This window comes from Pantoea allii, assembly GCF_046529425.1.
Classification (GTDB): Bacteria; Pseudomonadota; Gammaproteobacteria; order Enterobacterales; family Enterobacteriaceae; genus Pantoea; species Pantoea allii.
In genome coordinates, this window is record NZ_CP125958.1 from 1201391 (window position 1) to 1223206 (window position 21816).

General features: G+C 48.9%; 35 protein-coding genes and 1 pseudogene. 20 read left to right on the forward strand and 16 right to left on the reverse strand.

The window, feature by feature from the left end:
• Position 1: 1 nt before the first annotated feature.
• Positions 2–171 (reverse strand): annotated as a pseudogene (locus QNH99_RS05865) (integrase arm-type DNA-binding domain-containing protein); the annotation flags it as partial.
• A 399-nt stretch (positions 172–570) separates the two neighbouring features.
• On the opposite strand from QNH99_RS05865, the gene QNH99_RS05870 reads away from it, so the two are divergent.
• Complete coding sequence (locus QNH99_RS05870; RefSeq protein WP_410517402.1) at positions 571–840, forward strand: hypothetical protein; 270 nt, start codon at positions 571–573, stop codon at positions 838–840.
• Between the two features lie 3 nt (positions 841–843).
• Complete coding sequence (locus QNH99_RS05875; RefSeq protein WP_410517403.1) at positions 844–1236, forward strand: hypothetical protein; 393 nt, start codon at positions 844–846, stop codon at positions 1234–1236.
• A gap of 35 nt (positions 1237–1271) precedes the next feature.
• On the opposite strand, the gene QNH99_RS05880 is transcribed toward QNH99_RS05875, so the two are convergent.
• The 14 genes from QNH99_RS05880 to QNH99_RS05945 all read right to left on the reverse strand — a co-directional run bounded on the left by QNH99_RS05880 (position 1272) and on the right by QNH99_RS05945 (position 11410).
• Positions 1272–2438, reverse strand: coding sequence for an Arm DNA-binding domain-containing protein (locus QNH99_RS05880; protein WP_410517404.1), 1167 nt, complete (start codon positions 2436–2438; stop codon positions 1272–1274).
• Positions 2396–2602: a hypothetical protein gene (locus QNH99_RS05885; RefSeq protein WP_024471313.1), complete on the reverse strand. Its 207-nt coding sequence runs from the start codon at positions 2600–2602 to the stop codon at positions 2396–2398. The genes QNH99_RS05880 and QNH99_RS05885 overlap by 43 nt, the downstream gene beginning before the upstream one ends.
• On the reverse strand, positions 2599–4437 hold the full coding sequence (locus QNH99_RS05890) for a DNA cytosine methyltransferase (RefSeq protein WP_410517405.1): 1839 nt from the start codon (positions 4435–4437) through the stop codon (positions 2599–2601). The genes QNH99_RS05885 and QNH99_RS05890 overlap by 4 nt, the downstream gene beginning before the upstream one ends.
• Positions 4434–5306, reverse strand: a complete 873-nt coding sequence (locus tag QNH99_RS05895; protein ID WP_410517406.1) for a phage N-6-adenine-methyltransferase — start codon at positions 5304–5306, stop codon at positions 4434–4436. Before QNH99_RS05895 ends, QNH99_RS05890 begins: the two co-directional genes overlap by 4 nt.
• 476 nt (positions 5307–5782) lie before the next feature.
• A complete protein-coding gene (locus tag QNH99_RS05900; RefSeq protein ID WP_410517407.1) occupies positions 5783–6064 on the reverse strand; it encodes a hypothetical protein in 282 nt (93 codons plus the stop codon).
• A gap of 279 nt (positions 6065–6343) precedes the next feature.
• The gene (locus QNH99_RS05905) at positions 6344–6883 is read right to left on the reverse strand and encodes a hypothetical protein (protein WP_410517408.1); all 540 of its coding nucleotides are present in this window, start codon (positions 6881–6883) and stop codon (positions 6344–6346) included.
• A gap of 163 nt (positions 6884–7046) precedes the next feature.
• Positions 7047–7973 carry a hypothetical protein gene (locus QNH99_RS05910; protein WP_410517409.1) on the reverse strand — a complete coding sequence of 309 codons (927 nt, stop codon included), beginning with the start codon at positions 7971–7973 and terminating at the stop codon, positions 7047–7049.
• A 168-nt stretch (positions 7974–8141) separates the two neighbouring features.
• Positions 8142–8840 (reverse strand): hypothetical protein, encoded by a 699-nt coding sequence (locus QNH99_RS05915; protein WP_410517410.1) that lies wholly within the window; start codon positions 8838–8840, stop codon positions 8142–8144.
• Entirely contained in the window at positions 8840–9517 is a 678-nt protein-coding gene (locus tag QNH99_RS05920) for an ATP-binding protein (RefSeq protein WP_410517411.1), read from the reverse strand. Before QNH99_RS05920 ends, QNH99_RS05915 begins: the two co-directional genes overlap by 1 nt.
• Complete coding sequence (exoX, locus tag QNH99_RS05925) at positions 9518–10186, reverse strand: exodeoxyribonuclease X (protein WP_410517412.1); 669 nt, start codon at positions 10184–10186, stop codon at positions 9518–9520.
• Positions 10155–10364, reverse strand: coding sequence for a hypothetical protein (locus QNH99_RS05930; RefSeq protein WP_410517413.1), 210 nt, complete (start codon positions 10362–10364; stop codon positions 10155–10157). Before QNH99_RS05930 ends, exoX begins: the two co-directional genes overlap by 32 nt.
• Positions 10361–10489 (reverse strand): hypothetical protein, encoded by a 129-nt coding sequence (locus QNH99_RS05935; RefSeq protein WP_267897934.1) that lies wholly within the window; start codon positions 10487–10489, stop codon positions 10361–10363. The genes QNH99_RS05930 and QNH99_RS05935 overlap by 4 nt, the downstream gene beginning before the upstream one ends.
• Positions 10486–10920, reverse strand: a complete 435-nt coding sequence (locus tag QNH99_RS05940; protein WP_410517414.1) for a hypothetical protein — start codon at positions 10918–10920, stop codon at positions 10486–10488. Before QNH99_RS05940 ends, QNH99_RS05935 begins: the two co-directional genes overlap by 4 nt.
• Before the next feature lie 292 nt (positions 10921–11212).
• Positions 11213–11410 (reverse strand): hypothetical protein, encoded by a 198-nt coding sequence (locus QNH99_RS05945; protein WP_410517415.1) that lies wholly within the window; start codon positions 11408–11410, stop codon positions 11213–11215.
• A 10-nt stretch (positions 11411–11420) separates the two neighbouring features.
• On the opposite strand from QNH99_RS05945, the gene QNH99_RS05950 reads away from it, so the two are divergent.
• A complete protein-coding gene (locus tag QNH99_RS05950) occupies positions 11421–11678 on the forward strand; it encodes a hypothetical protein (protein ID WP_410517416.1) in 258 nt (85 codons plus the stop codon).
• 640 nt (positions 11679–12318) lie between these two features.
• Here the strand turns inward: QNH99_RS05950 and QNH99_RS05955 are convergent.
• Positions 12319–12963 (reverse strand): helix-turn-helix domain-containing protein, encoded by a 645-nt coding sequence (locus QNH99_RS05955; RefSeq protein ID WP_157982869.1) that lies wholly within the window; start codon positions 12961–12963, stop codon positions 12319–12321.
• Positions 12964–13040: 77 nt separating this feature from the next.
• Between QNH99_RS05955 and QNH99_RS05960 the strand changes: the two genes are divergently transcribed.
• The 17 genes from QNH99_RS05960 to QNH99_RS06040 all read left to right on the forward strand — a co-directional run bounded on the left by QNH99_RS05960 (position 13041) and on the right by QNH99_RS06040 (position 21754).
• A complete protein-coding gene (locus QNH99_RS05960; RefSeq protein WP_238493431.1) occupies positions 13041–13277 on the forward strand; it encodes a transcriptional regulator in 237 nt (78 codons plus the stop codon).
• A 12-nt stretch (positions 13278–13289) separates the two neighbouring features.
• A complete protein-coding gene (locus QNH99_RS05965) occupies positions 13290–13592 on the forward strand; it encodes a CII family transcriptional regulator (protein WP_072404004.1) in 303 nt (100 codons plus the stop codon).
• Positions 13585–13770, forward strand: coding sequence for a DUF4222 domain-containing protein (locus tag QNH99_RS05970; RefSeq protein ID WP_110957206.1), 186 nt, complete (start codon positions 13585–13587; stop codon positions 13768–13770). The genes QNH99_RS05965 and QNH99_RS05970 overlap by 8 nt, the downstream gene beginning before the upstream one ends.
• Before the next feature lie 55 nt (positions 13771–13825).
• The gene (locus tag QNH99_RS05975) at positions 13826–13978 is read left to right on the forward strand and encodes a hypothetical protein (RefSeq protein ID WP_155270046.1); all 153 of its coding nucleotides are present in this window, start codon (positions 13826–13828) and stop codon (positions 13976–13978) included.
• The gene (locus tag QNH99_RS05980; protein ID WP_410517417.1) at positions 13971–15035 is read left to right on the forward strand and encodes a replication protein; all 1065 of its coding nucleotides are present in this window, start codon (positions 13971–13973) and stop codon (positions 15033–15035) included. Before QNH99_RS05975 ends, QNH99_RS05980 begins: the two co-directional genes overlap by 8 nt.
• On the forward strand, positions 15028–16440 hold the full coding sequence (locus QNH99_RS05985) for a replicative DNA helicase (protein ID WP_238493429.1): 1413 nt from the start codon (positions 15028–15030) through the stop codon (positions 16438–16440). The genes QNH99_RS05980 and QNH99_RS05985 overlap by 8 nt, the downstream gene beginning before the upstream one ends.
• On the forward strand, positions 16437–16796 hold the full coding sequence (locus QNH99_RS05990) for a RusA family crossover junction endodeoxyribonuclease (protein WP_238493428.1): 360 nt from the start codon (positions 16437–16439) through the stop codon (positions 16794–16796). The genes QNH99_RS05985 and QNH99_RS05990 overlap by 4 nt, the downstream gene beginning before the upstream one ends.
• A 38-nt stretch (positions 16797–16834) precedes the next feature.
• Entirely contained in the window at positions 16835–17620 is a 786-nt protein-coding gene (locus tag QNH99_RS05995) for an antitermination protein (RefSeq protein WP_410517418.1), read from the forward strand.
• A gap of 354 nt (positions 17621–17974) precedes the next feature.
• Positions 17975–18328 carry a class II holin family protein gene (locus tag QNH99_RS06000; protein ID WP_014605618.1) on the forward strand — a complete coding sequence of 118 codons (354 nt, stop codon included), beginning with the start codon at positions 17975–17977 and terminating at the stop codon, positions 18326–18328.
• The gene (locus QNH99_RS06005; protein ID WP_277284384.1) at positions 18328–18816 is read left to right on the forward strand and encodes a lysozyme; all 489 of its coding nucleotides are present in this window, start codon (positions 18328–18330) and stop codon (positions 18814–18816) included. The genes QNH99_RS06000 and QNH99_RS06005 overlap by 1 nt, the downstream gene beginning before the upstream one ends.
• Positions 18813–19313: a lysis protein gene (locus QNH99_RS06010; RefSeq protein WP_410517419.1), complete on the forward strand. Its 501-nt coding sequence runs from the start codon at positions 18813–18815 to the stop codon at positions 19311–19313. The genes QNH99_RS06005 and QNH99_RS06010 overlap by 4 nt, the downstream gene beginning before the upstream one ends.
• A 4-nt stretch (positions 19314–19317) precedes the next feature.
• Positions 19318–19575, forward strand: a complete 258-nt coding sequence (locus QNH99_RS06015) for a hypothetical protein (RefSeq protein ID WP_410517420.1) — start codon at positions 19318–19320, stop codon at positions 19573–19575.
• Positions 19576–19625: 50 nt separating this feature from the next.
• Positions 19626–19799, forward strand: a complete 174-nt coding sequence (locus QNH99_RS06020) for a hypothetical protein (protein ID WP_410517421.1) — start codon at positions 19626–19628, stop codon at positions 19797–19799.
• Between the two features lie 272 nt (positions 19800–20071).
• A complete protein-coding gene (locus tag QNH99_RS06025) occupies positions 20072–20398 on the forward strand; it encodes a hypothetical protein (RefSeq protein WP_410517422.1) in 327 nt (108 codons plus the stop codon).
• Positions 20399–20444: 46 nt separating this feature from the next.
• A complete protein-coding gene (locus QNH99_RS06030) occupies positions 20445–20630 on the forward strand; it encodes a hypothetical protein (protein WP_105088211.1) in 186 nt (61 codons plus the stop codon).
• Between the two features lies 1 nt (position 20631).
• Positions 20632–21249: a putative metallopeptidase gene (locus QNH99_RS06035; RefSeq protein WP_410517423.1), complete on the forward strand. Its 618-nt coding sequence runs from the start codon at positions 20632–20634 to the stop codon at positions 21247–21249.
• 31 nt (positions 21250–21280) lie between these two features.
• A complete protein-coding gene (locus QNH99_RS06040) occupies positions 21281–21754 on the forward strand; it encodes a DUF2280 domain-containing protein (RefSeq protein WP_410517424.1) in 474 nt (157 codons plus the stop codon).
• The last annotated feature ends 62 nt before the right edge of the window (positions 21755–21816 follow it).

A 21816-nucleotide genomic window follows, 5' to 3' on the forward strand; every position in this document is an offset into this window, starting at 1 on the left:
AATTTGTGCGACTACTGCTATTTGGTCGTTGATAGCGAAAACGGCACAGTTTCTACCTGATGTTTTGATGAGCAGGAAAAGGCCGTCGCCATCGTGCAGCATGAAGTCTTTCTCTTGAGTCTTAGCTTTGAGAATTTCTTTATTGGTGAGGAGGCGTGTGATCCGCGTCATGACTGATTTCCGACCATAATTGGTACATGTTTTTGGCCCACATTAAAGCGTGTATCTTAACGTGTGCCGATTATTTCTGGATTCAGGCGGATCGTCCTGGAAGGTTACAGACACAAAAAAACCCGCAAAGCTTTCACCTTGAGGGCTTTCAGGACTTCAGCGGACAATTCTGGTATCGCCGCGAAAGAATTTTGGTGGAGCTGGCGGGAGTTGAACCCGCGCCCCAAAACACTGTTCAGAATTGATTTAATTGGATATTTTGATAAATCAAATTTTCGCGTGCATTGTACGTGCATATCATAGTCCTGCTTAGGTCCATCCGCAGACGCTAAAAGTTCCATAAGAAATCAACTGGCGCTATACTAGCAATCAACCGAACCTTATCCTTAAGGAGTTAGGATGGCTGTTTTTGCGGTTGTTGCAATTGGCGACACTGTCAAGATGGGGGGATCCATCACTCAAAAATTACCCCCCCAAGACTATCATAAAGTCGATAATTCAACTTGGTTTGTCAGTGCTCCTGCAAACTTGGTGACTCCCAAAGAGGTTTGTGATTTCTTGGGAATAACGAATGGTTTGTGTGGCTGGGCAATAGTGACTTCTATCACTACCTATTATGGTTTTCATTCAAAAAACACATGGGACTGGCTTACAGCTAAAGGGGTTTAGAGAATGCATGAATCAAATAGACGTTCAAGCTTCTCTGATGGTGAACCGCCAAAATGGGAGGGTACCCCCAGCAAGACTAGCGAGAATACTCAGTTACAGTGGGTTATGGAATCAATCTCGCAACTAAAAGTAAGCCATGAGACGTCCGTGTCTCGTATGGATCACAGGCTTGAAAGTCTTGACCACAAACTGGATGCTAAGCATCGTTCTTTTGATGAAAAAATTGATAATCATAAACAATTACTTAGCGCTCAATTGGAAAATACCGAATTGAAGCTCCAAAAATCTATGTCTGAGTCTAAAATTGATAGTATTAAATGGATAATTGGTCTCGCGATTGGTTTGCCATCAGTAATGTGGGCAATTGTTCAAATTGTTAAAACTTTTGCTAAGTAACAGTCGCCGCGCTTAAGCGCGGCTTCATGATGCTGTTATTTTTTCAGAGCTACAGTCCTGCCATCATATTCCGCTAAGTAAGAACCGTAGTGCCTGAAAAGCATTTCCGGGCCTTTATGCCCCATCTGCCCAGACAGCCAGTAAAGATTTACGCCGATACTGATATGCCGGGTCGCATAGGTGTGTCGTGTCTGGTATGGATTTCGGTACCGAACCTGCGCGCGGCGTAATGCAGGCATCCAGGCCTTTTTACGTATTGCGGCGGAACCGCTCCACGGCTCCATTGTTTTCGGATCCTCGAACACATATTCACTTCGCATAAAGGTATAAGGTCGCATCCCCGTAAGCGCCGCCAGCGCCATTTCATCCAGTTCAACTTTACGGGTACCGGCTGCGGTTTTTGTGCCTTTGATGACTCCAACCACACTCGCCTTTTGAACGTGTACCGTGTTATGCACCAGGTCTATGTCCTGCCAGCGGAGTGCGCACAGTTCAGAACTGCGAAGGCCGGTATGCATAGCGAACTGGAAGAGGTAACGCCATTGATCATGCGAACAGGCTGCAAATATGGCTTTGGCCTCCTGTGGGGTGAACGGGTCAACGATATAATCGTCTTTGTCGTCTGACGTCTGTTTGGGCCGGTAACGTGATGCAGTGACGAGCGACACCGGGTTTAGCTCGATAAGCCCATCAGTTACGGCCTCGTCCAGCGCACTGCGGAGGAATGACAGCAGATTCCTGATGGTTTTTAACTTGGCATTTTTATTGCTGATCCACGTCTTCATAGCTCCTGCTGTCAGTTCGGTGACAGGGAGAGCATGAAGCGCGGACAATGATGTGATGCACTTCTGATAGCCATCAATGGTGGAGGGGGATAATTTGCGGTTTGTGCAGATCGTAATGTACTCGTCCAGGTATTCCCTGACCGTTTTCGTTTTCTTCACTTCACCGAACGTGGCCAGCTTCCTCGATTTTGGGAAGTAATCGCCATACAGAAAAGTGCCCAGAGATATTTTATTTTGTATTTCGCCCAGAAGGCGATCGGCATATTTAATATTGCGTGGGTTTACCTCTAAACCGGAAAGGGGTTCCCGACAGAGAACCCCCTTAAAGGTGAAGGTAAGCTGAAGAGTGTCGCCGGTTTGGTGGCGGCGGACTGTCACGCCCCGCGGTAAAGCGGATCCCTGCTCTTTCTTGCCCATCTGTTTACCTCATCAAGATCAATCCAGCGCTCTTTAACGCCGTCCACTTTTAATACGTGAACACCCTCCTGCCAGATCTTCCTTTGTATCCGTTTGTTAATGGCTTCGACCGATTCGCCAGTGTTTTTGCAGTAGGTGGAAAGGGGGACACAATCAAGACTCATGCGATTTTCTCCTGTGAAAGAGGCGAACACATTTCCGGCAAATTAGCTCTTACGAGAGCCTCAGCGAAAGGCGGGGGAACGGCGTTGCCACAGCGGGCAACCTGTTTATCTTTGGCATATCTGGTGCCGCGATAATCCCGATCGATGACATACCAGGACGGGAAGCCCTGAGCGGCATAGAGCTCATGGGGCTGCAGCATACGCATGCCAATATCGACAATCTGATAATCGGTGCCATCAACCGTTACCAGGCCAAAGCGGTCGTTAGTGGTCACCGTTCCCAGCGGTTCGTCCAGGCCTACGCCGCCTTTTTCATTCCCGTAATACTTCATCAGGAACGCCCGGACCTCTCCCAGGTGGTTACCGTTTGCCGTAATGGTGTGTGCCGGGCTGTCAGTTGTCTGGCCCGTATTGGTGCCGCGAAATTTAATCAGGTTAGACGTGACGACAGCGTGGTGATTTCCGGTAGTCACGGTGTGAGAGGGTTCCTCAACGGAGCCGCCCGGGTGGCCAGTGTTGTTAACCATGATGTTAGCAGTGACCAGAGCATGATGATCCGTGGTGGTGACGGTATGTGCTGGCCCATCTAACGCGGCGCCGGGGCCGGTATAGTTGCCTCCAAAGTGCTTAGCCATAAACGCTGTGACTAGCGCGCTCTTTCCGCCACCCTTTGCCATGACCGTGCCAGCTGGCTCATCAACCGCGTGGCCGATACTGTTACCGAACTGGCGGGATATCACCGGCGCTAGCATCGGGCAGACAACGTTGGTGCGGTTCTGAGTCAACAGCGTAAAAAACGGCTTATCAACCGGGCGCGGTTTCATCTGGAAGGTTGATCCGCCGGTACCTGCAAAAATAGGGGCGACCACAGCGAAACCGTGTGTCTTTGTTATGGTCTGCAGAGGTTCATCAACCGACTGCCCACGAAAGCAGTCATATTGGGTTTGGTTGCTGGTGTGATTGCACTTAACGATAAATGGCGTCGGGTTGTCGATCACGAAGCGCTGAATGCCGCGCGCGATGCGCTTCATCGTATTTTCGGCCAGTGGCTTGCTACGGCCAAAGATGCTGTGGCAGGGAATAGACCAGTCGATGCATTCAGCCGCAGTTCGCCATGGCTTGAGATGTCCGGACTGGACGGTCAGGCTTTTCGGATCACCGTGTGACGGCTCCGGCCACGTTACTTGTTGCCCGTCACAGCGCATGACCATAAAGAAACGTTTACGGATGGTTGGCGCGCCGAAATCGCAGGCGCGTAACTCCCGGTGTTCGACCGCATAGCCCAGGCCTTTAACCAGTTTTTGCGCGTCTGCGCTGTGCCGGCCGATTTGCAGAAAGTCGCAGACCTCATCCAGCGCAGGGTGATCAGCAGGAATACCGGTACTCAGCATGCCGACGAACGCGGCAAAGGTTTCACCTGCGCGGGCCGGATCCGGTCGTTCCTCTGTGGGTAACAGTGGCCCCCAGGTTTTAAATTCTTCGACGTTCTCAAGCATGATAACGCGGGGACGCTTTGCCAGCGCCCAGCGAACGACAATCCATGCCAGTCCGCGTATTTCTTTTTTAACCGGCTTACTGCCTTTGGCTTTGCTGAAGTGGCGGCAGTCAGGTGAAAACCACGCCAGGCCGACTAGCGCGCCTGCGGTCGCTGCAACCGGGTCAATGTCGAACACAGACTCACAGTAATGAAGTGTGTCAGGGTGGTTGGTAGTGTGCATGGCGATCGCGTTAGGATCATGGTTAATAGCGATATCGACACTTCGGCCGGTTGCCATTTCAATACCGGTGCTGGCTCCGCCGCCCCCGGCAAAATTATCGACAATGATTTCTCTCACAGTGTTTGTTCTCCGAAAGTGGCTGTCAGCGACTGCGCAGCAGCAATGATTTCTGTTGAGGGCTGGCGCTCCAGCAGCATGCGATTAATGTGATGCATGACCTTACGCTGGTGCTCGGTTGCGAGTGATTTAATGCCTGGCAGTTGTTCAGCTAATAGCTGTACTTCGGCTGGCCAGACATCATTCGCTGACTCTGGGATGGTGGGCTGAATATGCCGCGTCGCCAGACGTTGCGCTGCACGCTCAATTTGAGCCATAAACGTGGCGCCGCGCGCTTCAAGCTGATCACGACTGATGTAATCGAACTTTGGTCCTCGCCATGATTTATCAAAAACAGCGACAGCAGCACCGAACCCGGCAGACGATTCACTGGGCTGGCCTTCCTCTGGCCGGTACCATGCGGGCAGGTCAAAACTGATTCGGCCCCGAATGAATGCGATATGGTCGGCATCCTCTGGCCACCAGACTTCGCCAGTTGCCGCTTTAATCAGAAAGACGTAGCGACCACCAGCCTCACGCATTGCCAGCGTATGGGCCATTATCTGGCGCATGCCGGTAATGTACTGCCCGTCGTACTGCGAGGCGCGGGAGTAGGGCGGATTTGCATACGCTGCGCCATTTAGCTCAGCCAGGCGTTCCGACCAGTTCTGCGAAAGTGCGTTATCTTCGGCGCTGTAATACGCCTCGCATTTGGCATTACTCTCATCGGCGAAAAGGTCCAGCACGAACGGGCCGAACATCGAATTTATTCCCCACCAGAGACGATCGGGCGAACGCCACTGATCGCCAATCTGTTTTAATTGGTGGGTAGGCTGGGCGCGCAAAGTTTCAAGCGCCAGACAATATGGCGATAGTTGGGTTGGTTCCATTCGGGGGATACCTCAAATCAGCGTTTGAATTTTTTGGTCAGATCAATTTGGTAGTAAGAGCAAAAGTCCACTACGTGAGGGCATTCGGCAGGGGTTTCCGTTTCGTTCACTACGTCGCAGCCACCTTCATGAAGGCAAATGCAGTTCATGCAACTGAGACGATTTTCAAAGCAGTTTTTTGCCATCTGGTAGCCATTGCACCGACCACCGCTAAAGCGATGCGGGAAATCATAGGCGGAACAGCAGCAGGTAACCTGACGGCCGTTCCAGTAGGCTTTCCCTGGGATAACTGAGTATCCATGAACTCACCTCACTGGAGATAAAGCTCAAGACAAAGCATAGCCATGAGCAGCAGGATCCAGACGCACCCAGAAACGGACACGTCATACAGGGGTTTGTGCCGCGCGTAGTGCGCGAGGAATTTTGTTTTCATTGGGATAGGGACATAAAAAAACCGCTTTCGCGGTTTAGGTTAATCAGACACTTTTCCATCCAGGGAGAAGTCGCTCAGTTTTACTCTGCTCAACAGAAAAATGTTCATACGCGAAGTTAAACGCTTCGTTCTCTGAAACAAACAAGCGGTCGCTGATTTGTTGCCAGTCTCGTTCGTTAGTGTGCAGGATTAAAGCACGCCATCCATTATCGACAGGCTTGACAAGGTATCTTGGGATGTTGAGATATTCCTTTGCTAAATTTGGCTCAGTGTCACCCGGATCCAGAAGATAGAAAGTTAAACCGCCGCTGACAAACCTGCGCATACATACCATCAAATTACTGTTTATTTATACAGTAATTTAGCGCCTCACTTCCGCACATTCAAGCTGAGAAATCGGTTCTCGTTTAAGCAGTTGTTCTTTAACGTGTTCTCATGCGGCTAAGGTTGGGTAGATGCCTTCGCTTACAGGTACGGGGAGTACAGAGGAAATGATAAGGACGAAGCCGATCAGCATAACGCCTCCTGTTAAAACGCAGAGTAATCGAAGTGAAAAGGGCAATAAAAACCTCGTAGGGGCGAGGTTTGACAGTATGATTAATGATTATTTTGAAAGTAGTAAAATGCCAGAGTGAGAAATAGCATAGATAATCATGCTTAGCATAAGTAAAGCCATAGAGAAGAAGCCGACTACAAATAAAACATCCTTTATGAAAATGTAACTCTTCTCACCTTTCTTAACTCTTTCCCATTCTTCTTTTAAAACTAGGTGGGAGTGCTTTAATAAATCATCAAAGTAGGGTCCCATCGTGGTTATACCAATTTCAATCTTGCCATTGAGCGTAGTAATTGCTTTTTGAAGATTTTCTTCATTGGTTGATTGATTTCCATAATTTAAATGTAGGTTGATATCTGCAATGACTTCATTGATTTCATTGTTTTTTTCTTTTCTCTCCTTGTCATTCAACCCAGAATCAGTTCTGATAAAACCATATAGGTAATAAAGCTTTGCAATAAGTCCCCTTAACTCCTTAATCCATTCTTGTCTGAATTCTGAAACCTTATTTTCTTTGGTGATAACCATTCCGATAAATGCTATGAATCCGGCAATTAATGCTGCAATTATTGCTCCCCAGGGGTTCATTTTTTCTCCTTTTGATGAACTTGTAATGTACTATTGATGTCTTGATGGATTGCCTTCTATATTAATATTTTTCTTGAGATATTTCTTCGGACGTCCTTAATGCTGGTTTTTGATGCTATGAAATGACAGAAATTTTTTCGCATTTAAATGGTGAGAGTGAATCTTACTGATTATAATTCTTATCGTTAGTTTCATCTTTTAAAGTGTAGTCACTTTGAGTCAATGCTTCAGACATACTCTTTGGTACTGCATTATCATATTTAGCAAGAGAGCCCAATCCTACAGGATGTAAAGGCGATAAAAAAGCTAAGTTTGTTTTTATGCTTTGCAGTTCACTTTCAAGCTTCAAAATGTATTTTTCTCTACTATTTAAAACTGAATTTTCTTCCATCAGTTTCTGTGCTAGTTCTTCATTTTGTTTTTTTAGTTGAGAGTGTTCCAATTTATCTCTTTTGTTTTTTTCTATTTCGACCTTCAATGAAGAGATTTCTTTCAATGATTTGAGGTACTCATCTGCGGTTTTTTCCGAGGATGAATTTAACGCCTTTACCTCCTTTCTAAGATCGGCGACCTCATTGTTTAAAGCGCTAATTAGTCTGTCATTCAGCAAAGACTGCTCATTTAATGATTTTAATTTTTCGCGTGAATCAATGTTTTCTTCAAGTATTGCGTGAATATTAGCTTCAATGTTTTTCTTTTCTCTCTCTTCTGCTAGTTTCTTTTTTGCTTCATAGTCTGCAATTTCTACCTGTTTACTGGCAATATCGATTTTAGATTGCAATATAAGCATATTAGTTTCGTGATTGGTTCCCTTTTGAAACTTAGTAACGAATTTGTTAGCAGAAGGTAAAAGTAAGCATATGATAAATGTGGTTAATATGGGGCCGAGAATATAATTACCAACATCGAAGTGAGTATTTATGTAATCAAGTCGTCCTAAGATATTTTGTTTGCTTAAAAAAAGTATTGATAGCATCTGCCAATTAAAACCAATCCAAGAAAAAACGAAAGCACCGAGAAAGGGGCTTTTAATCCTTTCTAATGAGCTTTGGCGAAAAGCAGAAAAAATATCCTTAAAGAAATCGAGCATTATTTGACCTGATAGGTAACATATTTTAATGAATGTTACCCTGATCATATGCTTAAGAATAGTCTTAAATGAAAAAAATGTTACCAGCTGCGATAGGTATAAAACCGCCTCAGATGCAGGCGGTTATGGTGAACGGAAATCAAAATTGCGAGTGTTTTTTGTACTTCTTCAGAATGGGATATCGTCGTCGAAGTCAGGTAAAGGCTGAGGTGCATTATTGCGATTGGCAGCAGCCTGCTGGAGTTTAGATTGAGGTGCAGCGCCGGTGTTCTGATTTGCGTAACGGTTGCCGGTAGGCGCGCCGCGCTGAGCAGTGTTTTGCCCGTTACCAGCAACTGGCTGGCGCTTATCAACATCTTTCAGGCTCAGCATTAGTTTATCAATGGCTTCGGCTGGAAGTTTTTCTGCAAACTCGGCATAAGTCAGGCGCGTGCCTGGCTGGAAGACATGCCGGATGTTCATCTGGTAAGTGTCTGAGCCATCAGACTGTTTAGTACGCAATTCCTTTTGAAGCACAAGGCCGGTTTTTTTGTTGGTCAGCGCAGGAAATACCCACGCAGTACCCTCGCTTGTCTGCTGCTGTTCGGGAATAAGGTCACGGACGCCAGCTGTCCACATCAGGGCGTTCACGAGGTCCATCCCGAAAGTGGGTTCACCGTCGCGACCAATAAAGTTGATTCGCAGATAATCGGATTTGGCGCCGTTGGATTCGAAGCGTAATTCGAGTGACTGCGACTTACTGTCGGTACCGAAACCAACCTGTGCATGAAGGATAATCCCTTCGTAAGCACCCGTTTCATTGATGATTGCTGCGGATCCAGCTTTTTTAGCCGCTTCGGGATCGAACTTAAAGCTCATAGGCTGCATTAAATGTCTCCTTCGGACATGAAGTTGCAAATGGCCTGGTCTACAGCGAACAGGTCATTTTCCATTTCGGTTTGATCGGGGAATAAATCTGGTGGGGCTTTGGCGGTGTCGTTGTCATCGCCTTTGATCAGAAAAACGTGTTTGCCATCTTTTTTTATGGCGCGGAGAACGACCGAAAAATAACCTTCTGGAGTAAGCTTCTCATTCAGCATCTTTCCTATGGTTTTCATCCTCACCTTACCTTCTGACTCTTCGGTATGGGCAAGAAAATAAACACGGATATCATCAGGTAGTTCAGTTGCTGCTTTGATGATTTGCCAGACGTGATCACACATCTCCGTAAATTTGGTGTAACCAGTTTGATAGGCCCGCAGCATGTTTTCGTGCTGCATCACTACCTGAAAATCATCAATGATCAGCACACGTCGATTTTTTGAAAGCACCATGCGCTGAATTTTGTCTTCAATATCAACCCAGTCATCCGTGCGAAAAACATTACCCCGCAGAGGTTTACCTTCTTCGTCTAATTTGCCGTGGACTTTCCAAGTGCCTTTATGCCGGAAAGGCAGCATCTTGGGGATGCACTGGATGAGCAGGCAATCGTCCGGGTTGAAGTTTCTGAGGCTGTAGGACTTGCCCGCGCCGCTGTCCCCCAGAATCAATACAGGGGTTCCCATTCAGACCTCCAGATAATGTTGCATGGTAAATTTCTGGTCTTCATCCAGATCCATATTTGCCAGCGCCCAGCGGAGATAACCTTGGTCCTGTCCGGCAATTTCTTCGAAGGTTTTGCCCTTATGCTTGCCAAAGCGCATCGTGTGAAGCAGGGAAGGCCGCGCGGAGATCTCACGCATCTGGGCTATCGTCAGGCGCGCGTCACGGTTAAGGCGAAGTAGCAATGCCGCTGTGACGTAACAGTCGTAAAGCGCCCTGTGCGCATGAAGGTTTTCAGGCACATCAACATCGAGCATGAAGTGATAACGCAAATACTGGTTGGAGTGGCTTTCCAGCTCCGGATAAAGCTTGCGGGCCAGCTTGAGCGTGCAGATCCACGGCGCCGTTATTTGTGGCAGCTTTGGCCGGTCAAACGCGGCGTTGTGCGCCACATAAACGTCGGCACCCAGATAACGGTCAATTACATCGCTGAGCGGCGGGGCATTGGCAACCATCGCATCAGTGATGTGATGCACTGCCATGGCGCCAACGGTAATCGGCTCAGGCGGTTTAACAAAATCGCTCATCGGGTTACACAGGTGGCCACCAACGATGTCGATGCTGGCCAGCTCACACACGCCACCCTCAAAGCTGGTGGTTTCAGTGTCTATCACGCGAATGGTGGTGGACATTTAAAGCTCCTGATTTAGCGTCCGCGTTTGCTTCACGCTGGGCCATCTGGTGGGCCAGCATTTCGAGATCTGCCGGACTGATTTGATTTTGCTCACACAGCGCCAGGATGGTACTCAGCGCCAGCGAACGCATGGCCTCGTTGAGGGCGAATTCAGTGGGGATGGTTGTCACTGTCATAGCAAACACATTCCCGCCACCACACACAGTGCGATAAGCAGCGGAGTCAGCCAGTGGCGTGGCTTCGGGTGGAAATCAGCGCCCGTCAGGCGATGTTTGAACTGCAGGCGTTCGACAGGGGTCATGAGATACGTCTCCTTGGTTTGCCCTGGCGCGCTGCCGGGACGCGGATTGTTTGCTGGTAAAGAAGGGCGCAGCCTTTATCGCTGCAGAATGAACGGACCTCGTTGCGGTTCCAGAACCTGATAGAAACTTGCTTTATGTCCGTTGGGTGCCGGAACCGGGCGCAGTACTCGCACAGTTCCGATTCAATAAATTCCGTGCCTGACTCGAGTAACAGCCATTCGAAATGGCGTTCCCGCTGGCCGCTCTCGTCGATGTAATACACAAAGGTTTCGTTCTCACCCTTGTAATTCGGTTCGAGGGTGCAGCTGTCGAAAATAACAACGCGGGCACCGATGCGGATCGGCGTACCCTCGGGCAGTTCGCTAATGCGCTGCCGGGTCAGTTTTGGGATGAAATTCATGGATACCTCGGAGCGCTGATAGGTAGTCAAAAAAATGCCCCCGAGGCGGGGGCCAAAGACTACACAGCAATGTGGGGTTGTGGCGCCAGGTGCTGCTCTTCTGGTTGTCTCAATGGACTGCAATTCACCACAAAGAAAAGAGCACTACCGCATTTCTGCCGCCCCATCCTGGCGTTTGGTACTGCAACGGCTGCGAAATTGTTTTTTGCATGCCAGCGCTCTTTTCGTTGTGTGCTGGCCCCATCCTCCAGCTTCAAGCCCGCGTTTACTTTTAAGTCCAACTAAACTGCTGCGGTATTCCGGACTTTGCCCTGGTGAGGCGTTAACCTTTTTTGAAAGGGAATTTTTCAGCCGGACCGTAAACGTTCTTGATCATTTTGTTTTGGTAAATAATGATCTCTGCGTCGAGGTTGGCTAAATCTACTTCAGGTTTCAGCGCTCCATCGCCAAGTGACACGTTTGAGTCCTGAATGTCAGAATCATCAATAAACAAAACTTTCGCATTTTCAACTTTATACATAAGGGCTCCAATGAAAATTCAAGGTGACCACTTCCTTTTACTGCACAGCAAAACCCAGGACGCTTTTATCGTTGAGCGGCTGTCTGATACGGTTAAGCGCAACATGGATTTGTTCGTATCAGATGTGTCAGTGGATTTCGTTGTGGTTGGCGTAGCTGATACCGCAGAAGAACTGCAATCTTTCAAAATGCGATTACTGGATATCCGCCAAAATTATCGTGATAAAAATGGTGACTCTGAACTGCCGACACCTCAGCGAATTAGCTAAAGTGAGTAAAGTCAGCTCGTCAGTCCGGGCTGGCTCCACTACTTTTTTTGTTCAAAATATTCTTAGTAGGCTTTATCCATCTCAAATTTCCTCATTCGATATGTTGGCCAGTTCGTTTTGATGCTGCGCCTGCTATCTCACGCAGCTCAAAAAAAACTGAATCACCACACTGTCCGCCGCATGCCTGGGATGCCTTTACCCCGTGAGGTCAGGGGATGCCAGGGTGCTGAGTTCGGGCCTCTCAGCCACCAGCGCGGTGATTACATGTTCATTTGTTAAAGAGCAGAACAGCTGTCTGCGGTGGGCTGCGTCTTGCTGTGACTGCAATATAACAATAGGTATTTTATCAATCAATACCTTTAGGTATGAATATTTGAACTTAAAGTAATATGTTTTTGTAAAATATATGAATTTAATTTTTCGAGAGCAGGCGGGATGTTTATTGATGGATGGTTGGAGATTTACCGTTACGCTTTTGTTGGAAACTTTACTGTACTTATATACAGTATTTGGGAAATTAGCTAGGATTGTTCTAAACGAAAAACGGGGGCTCTATGCAAGTCGGCTACATAAGGGGAGATAACGGGGAGTATGAAAAAATTCCGGCAGCATGTTTACATGTAGCTACCGGATTGAACGTTTACCGATTGAATTTCTTAGAGATGTATACAACAACACCTATGATTTTTGCTGTCTCTCCCACTTTCAAAAGAGAGGCTCGAGGATCAGAAGGGGAAAGATAACCTCCCTCATCTCCGGGGAGGAATTTGTATACGCTGTAAGAACCATGAACACAGGCAAACACATAATCGTGCACTTTGGGCTGTTCATTTACATCAACAACCACGACAGAATTCAAAGTTGCTTCAGGAAATCCCGAGTCATGATCGAGAAAAAAGGCACGACATGATTCTGCGTTCAGCTCTTTGGGAATTGCCTGTAAATCCTTAGTTTTCTCTTCTGCCTTCCAAATATGCACGAATTTTACATCTGGCGTTTGTGGTGGGGGATATGGCGCGTCGTAATTACTCTCATGGCTTTTGCGCATTGGTCCCTCGTTAAGCGCTAACCATTCAGGTCTTACCCCAAGCGCCTTAGATAAATGGACTATGTACCCAGAATTTTGTGATTTTCCAGACAAAATTTTGAAAATGCTAGGCTGAGCTATTCCCACAGCTTCAGCGAGCTGTGCCTGACTCATCCCTGCTTCTTTCATTGCCAGCTTAAGCCGATCGGCGAGAGTTTCTGTATTCATGCCCGCGAACATATAACTGTGGTTATCCATCGTCAAATATCCATGGGTATTTACTTTGTGTGAACTCATAGTTATTATTCTCGCTTTACAGACTAAAGGGTATAAACATGGTTAACAAAGCTATTCAAAAGGCGATCCAATCTGTTGGAAGCCAAAAAAAGCTAGCCATACACGTAGGTGTTAGCCAGCCAAACGTATGGAGTTGGTTGCATAACAAAAAAAGGGTTTCTCCTGAAAATGTTAACGCGATTGTAGAAGCCACTAACGGAGAAGTTAAAGCCTATGAGATTAGGCCAGACCTACCTCAACTCTTTCCACATCCTATAAACCTGAACTCCAAATAAGGAAAAATTTAAATGGATTCAATCACAACGTCGCGCAACAAAGCGCGTGACATCGAGAGTGAGATCGTGAGCCGTATTGCCGCGGAGGGGGTGACGGCAGTTGCGAAGAAATTGGGGGTCGACAAATCACAGGTTAGCCGCTGGCAGAGTCGAGGCGGTTTGGTCGAAAAGGCCAGCCGTTTACTTGCTGCTTTAGATTTCCAACAACCAGCAGGCATGGTGATCATCAAGGGCGATGAAACTGGTGAATTGGCCCAGTGCCTGATTGGCATGCTTGAGCATATTCGTTCTAAAGACGGGGGCTCTGGTGGATGAAAGGTTTGTTGAAACCGACAAGCGCTTTCGGGACAAGCGCGGCATTGTCGTGCGCATCATCAGTTACGACAGGCAGGAACGTAGGGTCATATTCATGCGTCCTGATTACGAACACCTGTGCTGTGTACCGAAATGGTACTTCGAGAAGTATTTCACCGAGGTGGGAAAGAGCGACTGAACAGCGCCAACTGTCCAGTCGTGTACAGCGTTGCTTTTGGGAAGCGAGGTTAATTATGCGACAAAAACGCCGTAAGCCGCAACAGGAAACTACTGTACATAAAGACATGGCGCGGGATGAACTCGCACGCCAGTATTCACCTGATGCCTGTCGGCTGCTACGTCAGGCACTGGAGCAGGCGAAGCGGGAGAAGTCCGGCCATGAGTAATACCGCAGAAATAATCCAATTTAGCGCCCGTCCGGGGCGTGAGGAGCAGCGCGTGGCCGATACCGATGATGGCTTCATGCGTGTCGCTAATGAGCTTACCGATCAGCTACTACAGGCTGATCTTACTGCTCGTCAGTTAAAAATCATGCTGGCCGTGATGCGTAAAACCTATGGTTTCAACAAGTCCATGGACCGGATTACCAATACCCAGATCGCCGCAATGACGGGCATTCACCATACACACGTTTGCTCTTCTAAGCGTCAGCTTATTGAGCGAGGTTTTTTAGTCCAGGGTGGCTCGAAAGTGGGTATTAACAAGTATGTCTCAATGTGGGATATGAAGAAGATTAGCCAAGTCAGCGAATGTTTAGCTGAGTCAGCTAATAAAAGTTTAGCCGAAACAGCTAATACCCATTCGCTAAAACAGCTAAACACAAAAGACAATATTCAAAAGACAATAAATACAGATCCCCCTAAAGCCCCCAAGGGGGAATTTTCGGAGGAAGTTTTATCACAGGCAAAACAGGTCCTGGAGTATTACAACGAGGTCACAGGCACCACCTGTCGCTCTGCAGAAGCCTTTGCCGTTTTACTTACTGAACGTCCGTCCCGCGAAGCCTACACCGTTAATGACCTCAAGCTGGTGGTGCGCTGGGTCGCTGAGACGTGGAAACGCCGCAACGGTACTGTCGCCAAGCCCGCGAACATCTGCCGTGTGAACCGGTTCGACGGCTATCTGGCTGATGCCACCCAGTGGGATGAAAATCAGGTCGAAGTTGACTGCGATGCCGTGATCGATGCTTACAACGATTTGGCGGCCGGCCGTCTGATGTATGCCGAAATTGACGAAGACAGAGTGAAGGCTATCCGACGTCTGGCGACACACTTCCCACGTGAAAAACCGGCAAACGAGTGTTTCCGCAATTATTTCAGCGCTTTTTTCAATGAGGCCCGCGCATCCTATTTCGGCAAAAGCAACAGTGGCTGGCATGCCAACTTCGACTGGCTGATGAAGCCTGACACGCTGCTTTTGGTACGGAGGGGCAATCATGTCTGACCTGTATCTCGAAGCCAGTGTGCTGGGTTGCCTGCTTCATTCCGGTTTAACGCCTGATGCCTACGACGTGCTGGCTACCGTCGAGCCAGCAGCATTCACGAACCCGTTTTACTCAAAACTTTATACCGAGATTAAGCGCCAGGCGACGCAGAAAAAAATGATTGATGCGTTGCTGGTGGCGGAGGCCATGGGCAGTGAAAACGGTATTTTTGCTGACGTGATGGAAACCATGAAGATGGTGCCGAGCGCGGCGAACATGAAGGGCTATGCAAAAAGTCTCAATGAAAAATACATGGTTCGTGGCTTTATCAGCCTCATGGAAAGCCATTACGAGAAGATCACCAGCGCTTATAACCATGATACCGCAATGGAGGGTATCCAGGACTTTACGCGCCAGCTGATGAACATCAGTCGGCCAGATGAAGAAGTGCTGCCGATCCGCGCCAGTGAACTGCTTGACGGGTATATGGACACGCTGGAAAAACGCGTGGCCGGTGATGAAGAGTCGAACACAATCAAAACGGGCATAGATGATCTGGACGAAATCACAGGTGGATTAAACGACACCGACCTGATCGTTATCGCTGCCCGCCCGGGAATGGGTAAAACCGAGCTGGCACTGAAAATCGCCGAGGGCATAGCCCAGCGCACTGTTTCGCTCGGAACTGAGCGGGTACAGCGCGGCGTTCTGATTTTCAGCATGGAAATGCAGGCAGGCCAGATCATTGAGCGCCAGCTGGCGAACGCGTCCAACGTATCCGTTTCCAAACTGCGCAAAGCCAGCCACCTTGACGATGAAGACTGGGGCCGGATCTCCATGGGTCTGGCTGAGCTTGCGAATCTTGATGTCTGGGTTGTCGATGCTACAAACCTCAGCATTGAACAAATCAGGGCGGTGGCCACACGTCATAAAAACCGTTATCCGGGCCTGTCGCTTATCCTGGCTGACTATCTGGGGCTCATCAAAAAGCCATCGGCAGAACGTAATGACCTGGCGATCGGTGAGATTACACGCGGCCTCAAAACCATGGCGATGGAGCTTAACACGCCGGTTATCTGTCTCAGCCAGCTGTCGCGCGAAGTAGAGAAGCGCCCGAACAAGCGCCCGTTAAATGCCGATCTGCGTGACAGTGGCAGCATTGAGCAGGACGCGGACGGCATCTGGTTCATTTATCGCGATGGTGCCTATAACCCGGACAGCCCGGCTGCGCACCTGGCTGAAATCATTATCGGTAAAAACCGTCATGGCCCACAGGGCGGCGTGGTTTATCAGGAATTCCGAAACGGGCATTTCCGCGAAACGGATCAGGCAATAGCGGCGCAGCTTGCCCGCGAGAGACCGGCGCAGGCTGGCCGGGATAAATCATCACGCAACGGTAATGAACCAACGGGGAGACTATTTTGATCAAAATTTATGACATCACACCGCTGGGTAAGCCCCGTCAGACTCAACGTGACCGATGGGCAAAGCGGCCGGCTGTCCTCCGGTACCGGGCATTTTGCGATGAGGTGCGCTTAAACCAAATCAAGTTGCCTGACTGCGGTTGTCACATCACGTTTGTATTGCCCATGCCCGACAGCTGGAGCAAAAAGAAGCGTGCGCAGTTCAGCGGCCAGCCCCACCAGCAAAGGCCCGATGTCGATAATCTGCACAAAGCGTTGATGGATGCCGTGTTTGAAGAAGACAGCGCCGTATGGGATGCACGTATTACAAAAATCTGGGGAGAGAAAGGGCAGATAAGGATCGAGAGCATTGCCTGAAATTATAAACGCAGCAAAATTCAGTAAGGAGAATCACCTTGAACCTTGAAAGCACGATAAAGTTTTTCGCACCAAAATCACCTATGTTCAGCGATTCTCCACGGGCAACGGCCAGTGACAGCCTGGATATTTCAGATGTAATGGCATCCTTCGGGCTGACTGGCGCGCAGGCTCGTTTCGGATTTGAATTATTCCTGTCCAAGCATGGCATCACGTCCAGTGATCGCGCCGTTGAAATGTTAACTGAATTCGGTCTGAGTAAGGCGGGGCTTTTCCGGGCAGTCGCCGAACTCGAGGAGAATATTAAACGCGAATTTGTGCAATTGCTTGCAACGTTTGCCTACATGGATTATTCGCGTAGCGCGGCAAGTACACGCACCTGCACCTGCTGCAACGGTACTGGCTTTATTGATGCTGAAGTTTTTAAAATGAAATCAGTCTTCAGCCGTCCGGGAACGCGTCAGGTGAGAGAGATTCAGCGTGTCCGTTGCGGTACCTGTGAAGGGAAAGGCGTGATCAGCAATGCGTGTCGCTGTCATGGAAAAGGCAAAGTGCTGGACATTGAGCAGAGCGAGATTCAGGGCGTACCTGTCATGAAAACCTGCACCAAATGCACCGGCCGCGGTTATGCGCGCCTGCCTGCTGAAACTGTGCGCCGTGCTGTTGGGTATGTCGTTATGGCAGTAAGCCAGCCAACGTGGTCGCGCAATTTCAAACCGTTCTATGAAGCGCTCATTAACCAGTGCCACAAGGAAGAGTCTATAGCGGGCGATATGCTGCAGCGTGTGACGGGAAACAGCGAAATCAGGAATATGAAGCAATAAGATTTATCTTATGTATTGACGGCGTGAATAAAATGGACCATTATCACGCCAATGATGGGATTTCTGTGTGCTGTTCATCAGCGCGAATTTAAAAGAAAGACCTCAAACCCACATCAAGGCTCGCCACTGGCGGGCCTTTTTCATTTGCGCTCGCCCGTCATTTCCCATTACACGCCTTGTAACGAAGGGGTGGTGCGCAATCCATAACTGACTGTGCAAAACACAGTTTCCATTCATTGGCTACCCAGCGGCAGCACGGTGCTTTTTCATTCGACACGAAAAAGGCTAACCGGGCTTGTCCAGTTCAGAAAGTAGACAATTCCTAATTGGACAAGTCCCCGCACGGGGGTGGATATGAAAATTATGCCTGACAAAATTGCATCAGGGGTTACCTACTGCGCGTCGGGTGGCCTGGTCTGTAACGGCCTTTTTAATTGGTATGACTGGGTTTATCACCTGGACTGGAATTTTATCGGACTGGTCAGCGGCGTGATGCTCGGCATAGCGACATTCGTCGTGAACGCGTATTACAAACGCAAAGAGAGCAACCGGGAAGAACTGGCCAGAAAGTTCGAGGCAGAGCAGGAGAGTCTACGCACTGCGGCGATCCAGAGTTATTTAAACCGCTCACCCTCTCATGACGAGGACAAAGCGCCCGAAGTAGTCGATACAGTCAACAAGGCTTTAAAGCTGGCGGAGAAAGCATAATGGCTATTTCACCCGCTTTACGTAAAAGCCTCATTACAGCTGCTGGTGGTGGTGCGTTGGCCATCGCGGCTGTTCTGATCCCGAGCCTCGAAGGCAATTCTTACACGCCATACCGTGATGTCGGCGGCGTCTGGACCGTATGCTACGGCCACACAGGGAAAGACATTGTCCCTGGAAAAACCTACACCAAGGCTGAATGCAAAGCCCTGCTGGATAAGGATCTAAAACCTTTCGCACGTTCGGTTGATCGTTCGGTAAAGGTTCCTGCGAATGCATACCAGAAAGCCGCTCTTATCAGTTTTAGCTATAACGTTGGCGTTAATGCATTCGAGCACTCATCGGTACTGCGCAACCTTAATGCCGGTCGTTATCAGCAAGCCTGTGATGGCCTTCGTAGCTGGGTATATGTTGACCGCGTAAGGATTCAGGGGCTGGCGAACCGCCGTGACGTTGAGCGGGAGATCTGCAACTGGAGCCTGAACCCATGACCTGGTTAATTATTAACTGGCGCATTGTGCTGGCGTTCATGCTGGTGGTGCTGATAGCCGGGTTGTTAATGGCTGTGGGGCGCTACCGTGACAACGCCCTGCATTTTCAGGAGCAGCGAAATGCGCAAAAAAACATTGCCGACACGCGCCAGGCAACCATTGACGATATGCAGCGCCGCCAGCAGTCTGTTGCGGCAATCGATGCCAGATACACGAAGGATTTAGCCGATGCGCAAAAAACCATTAGCGATCTGCGTAGGGATGTCGATTCTGGGGCTAAGCGCCTGCGCGTCTCAGCCAAATGTGATCGGCCAGTGTCCGGTAAATCCTCCGCCACCCGCGTGGATGATGATGGCAGCCCCCGACTTACAGACGCCGCTCAGCGGGATTATTTCACCCTCAGAGAGCGAATCGAAACTGTCACAAAGCAACTGACCGGCTTGCAGGACTACGTTCGTAAAGTCTGCTTACCTCCCGCACACTCTAAAGGTAAATGAATCAATGTACACCACTACCGCACTCATTACGTGGGCGCTGATTGCGCTTGTTACTGGTTTCGCTGCTGGCTGGCTGGTGGGCCTGTTTCGCTGGAAGAACAGCCCGCAGAAGGCAGAGGCCGAATCAACAGCCATCCGCGACGGCTGGCACGATGTAGAGCAGCGCTTTCAGGCTCAGATTGATGAATTGAAAAGCAAATTGGATGAGCAGGCAGTGTCTCAACCACAGGGGGCGCAGAGTGAAGCGCCAAAAAAGATTTAAGCTACGCCTGGTTAAGTGACTGGGCTTTACTAAAAAGAGAGGAAGTAACGATGTCCGAACCACTGTATGACAGCACCACCGCGACCACTGCACAGCCGGCCACAACAGCAACCGATAAAACTGATGCCGTACTGGCAAAGGTGAAAGAACTGCTGAAAGTGGCAGGCCATGACGTTGATACCGTATTTGACGATGTGGCTTCACTGGCTAAAAAGCTGGCGTAAGCATCACAAGGCGCATTTACGAGTGCGCCTGATGATGAAAAAAAGGCCCCAGCGGGACCCAAACTTGCGGATTTCATTTCTTATTACTTCGGTAATGTTAGCTATTGGATTATGCATCGCAAGCGTAAGCGGTGGGTTTTATGATTTTTTTGGCGAGATTTAAATTTCGCTACCTCCCCCGAGAATTTTTCGCCGCTGTTGTGGAGGGTGAAAGCATTAGTGGCAGTGATATAATGCTCATGCCAAAAGGCATAATATCTCAGGGGTGAATCATGAAAGACGGGATCTATAAGCTGATTTTCAACACAAATGTTAATAAAAACGGGACGCTTGATGGCATTGTAGTTGTCCAAAACGGCAAAATTAATGGCGGCGATTATGTTTGTATCTATAAGGGTTCGGTCAATGGGAAAACGGCCTCAGTAAAGTCAATTCCCTATAACAAAAATGATACAACTGCTTTTAATGGCCACTCGGTGTTAGATCTTGAGATTCAAATTGAAGATCATATGAGCCATTACTTGTTCAAGGGGCATGTTAAAGGAGATATGTCTCGAACTATTTTTGGGCAGTTGAACTTCTTAAGCGAACTTGCCTGATAAGCAAATACGAACCGCCTTCGGGCGGTTTTTTATTGGAGTAAATATGTCCCGCCTAAAAGTCGAAATCCTCCCTCCAGCCAATGCAGACGTTAACGCAGTGCTGGGTGAGATAGAACGTAAGTATGCCGGTAAAGCTGCCACGCCAGAAACCATTGCCGATATGGAACGCGAGGCCGCCAGGCTAATTCGCCGTCTCATAACCACCAAAGTGACTTTCGTCAGGAACTGATATGAGCGAACGACCCATGCCGCCAGAGCATTTAGTAGAGGAGTTTAAGCCGTACATTTCTCTCATTCCTGCTGATGAGGTCTGGTATTGGGTGCAGGAACAAATCATCAGCAGTGATGGCCGGTTACATAACCCCGATCATGTTCATCTCGCTGAGGGGGATATAGCGTTTCTTTGGGCCGCTACAGCATTCACCAAAAAAGGGCGTACCGTTCTGGGGCAGGCTGAGGAAGTGATGATGCGTGCCGGGGGCTGGCAAAAGGCACGCATGGAACAGCAGATATATGAATGGTTTGGCCGCAAGCCTGATTTCATTATCACCCTTGCTGCTGATTTCTGTATGAACTGTAGCGATCTGGAATTCTGCGCATTGGTTGAGCATGAGCTTTATCACATTGCGCAAAAAACAGACGAATTTGGCGCACCTGAGTTTACGCGGGATGGACAGCCCAAGCTTTGCATGCGTGGGCATGACGTCGAAGAGTTCACGGGCGTTGTTCGCCGCTACGGCGCCAGCGAAGAAGTTAAGCAGCTTATCGACGCTGCCAGCCAACCAGCAGAGGTGGCCAATATCGACATCGCCAGGGCATGCGGCACATGCATGTTAAAGCTGGCTTAATTCTTGACTGATTATGACGGGCAGGTATCACATGGCGACACTTAGAGGTGAGGTCAAAGCCTTCATCGTTCAGTCGCTTGCCTGTTTCGATACCCCATCAATGGTGGTGGAGTCCGTCAAAAAAGAGTTTGGCATTTCCATCACTCGCCAGCAGGTGGAATCCCACGACCCCACAAAGTCGAACGGCAAGGGACTGGCAAAGAAATGGGTGGACATGTTCAGCGACACCCGCAACAGGTTCCAGACCGAAATAGCGGATATCCCGATCGCCAATAAGGCTTACCGGCTTCGGACGCTCGACCGCATGGCAACGCGCACCGAAACCATGAAGAACTTTGCCCTTACGGCCCAGTTGATTGAGCAGGCGGCGAAAGAGGTTGGCGACGCATACACCAACAAGCTGAAGGTTGAAAGCACCGGGGCAAATGGTGGGCCTATCAAAACCGAGAGCGTTTCGCTGACCTCTGACGAGGCCGCAGAGCTTTATCGCAAAATGATGGGATAACTGCCGGAAATAACGGTTTCATCACCTTTTCGGGCTATGCATTTTCGGGCGGCTTTTATGCA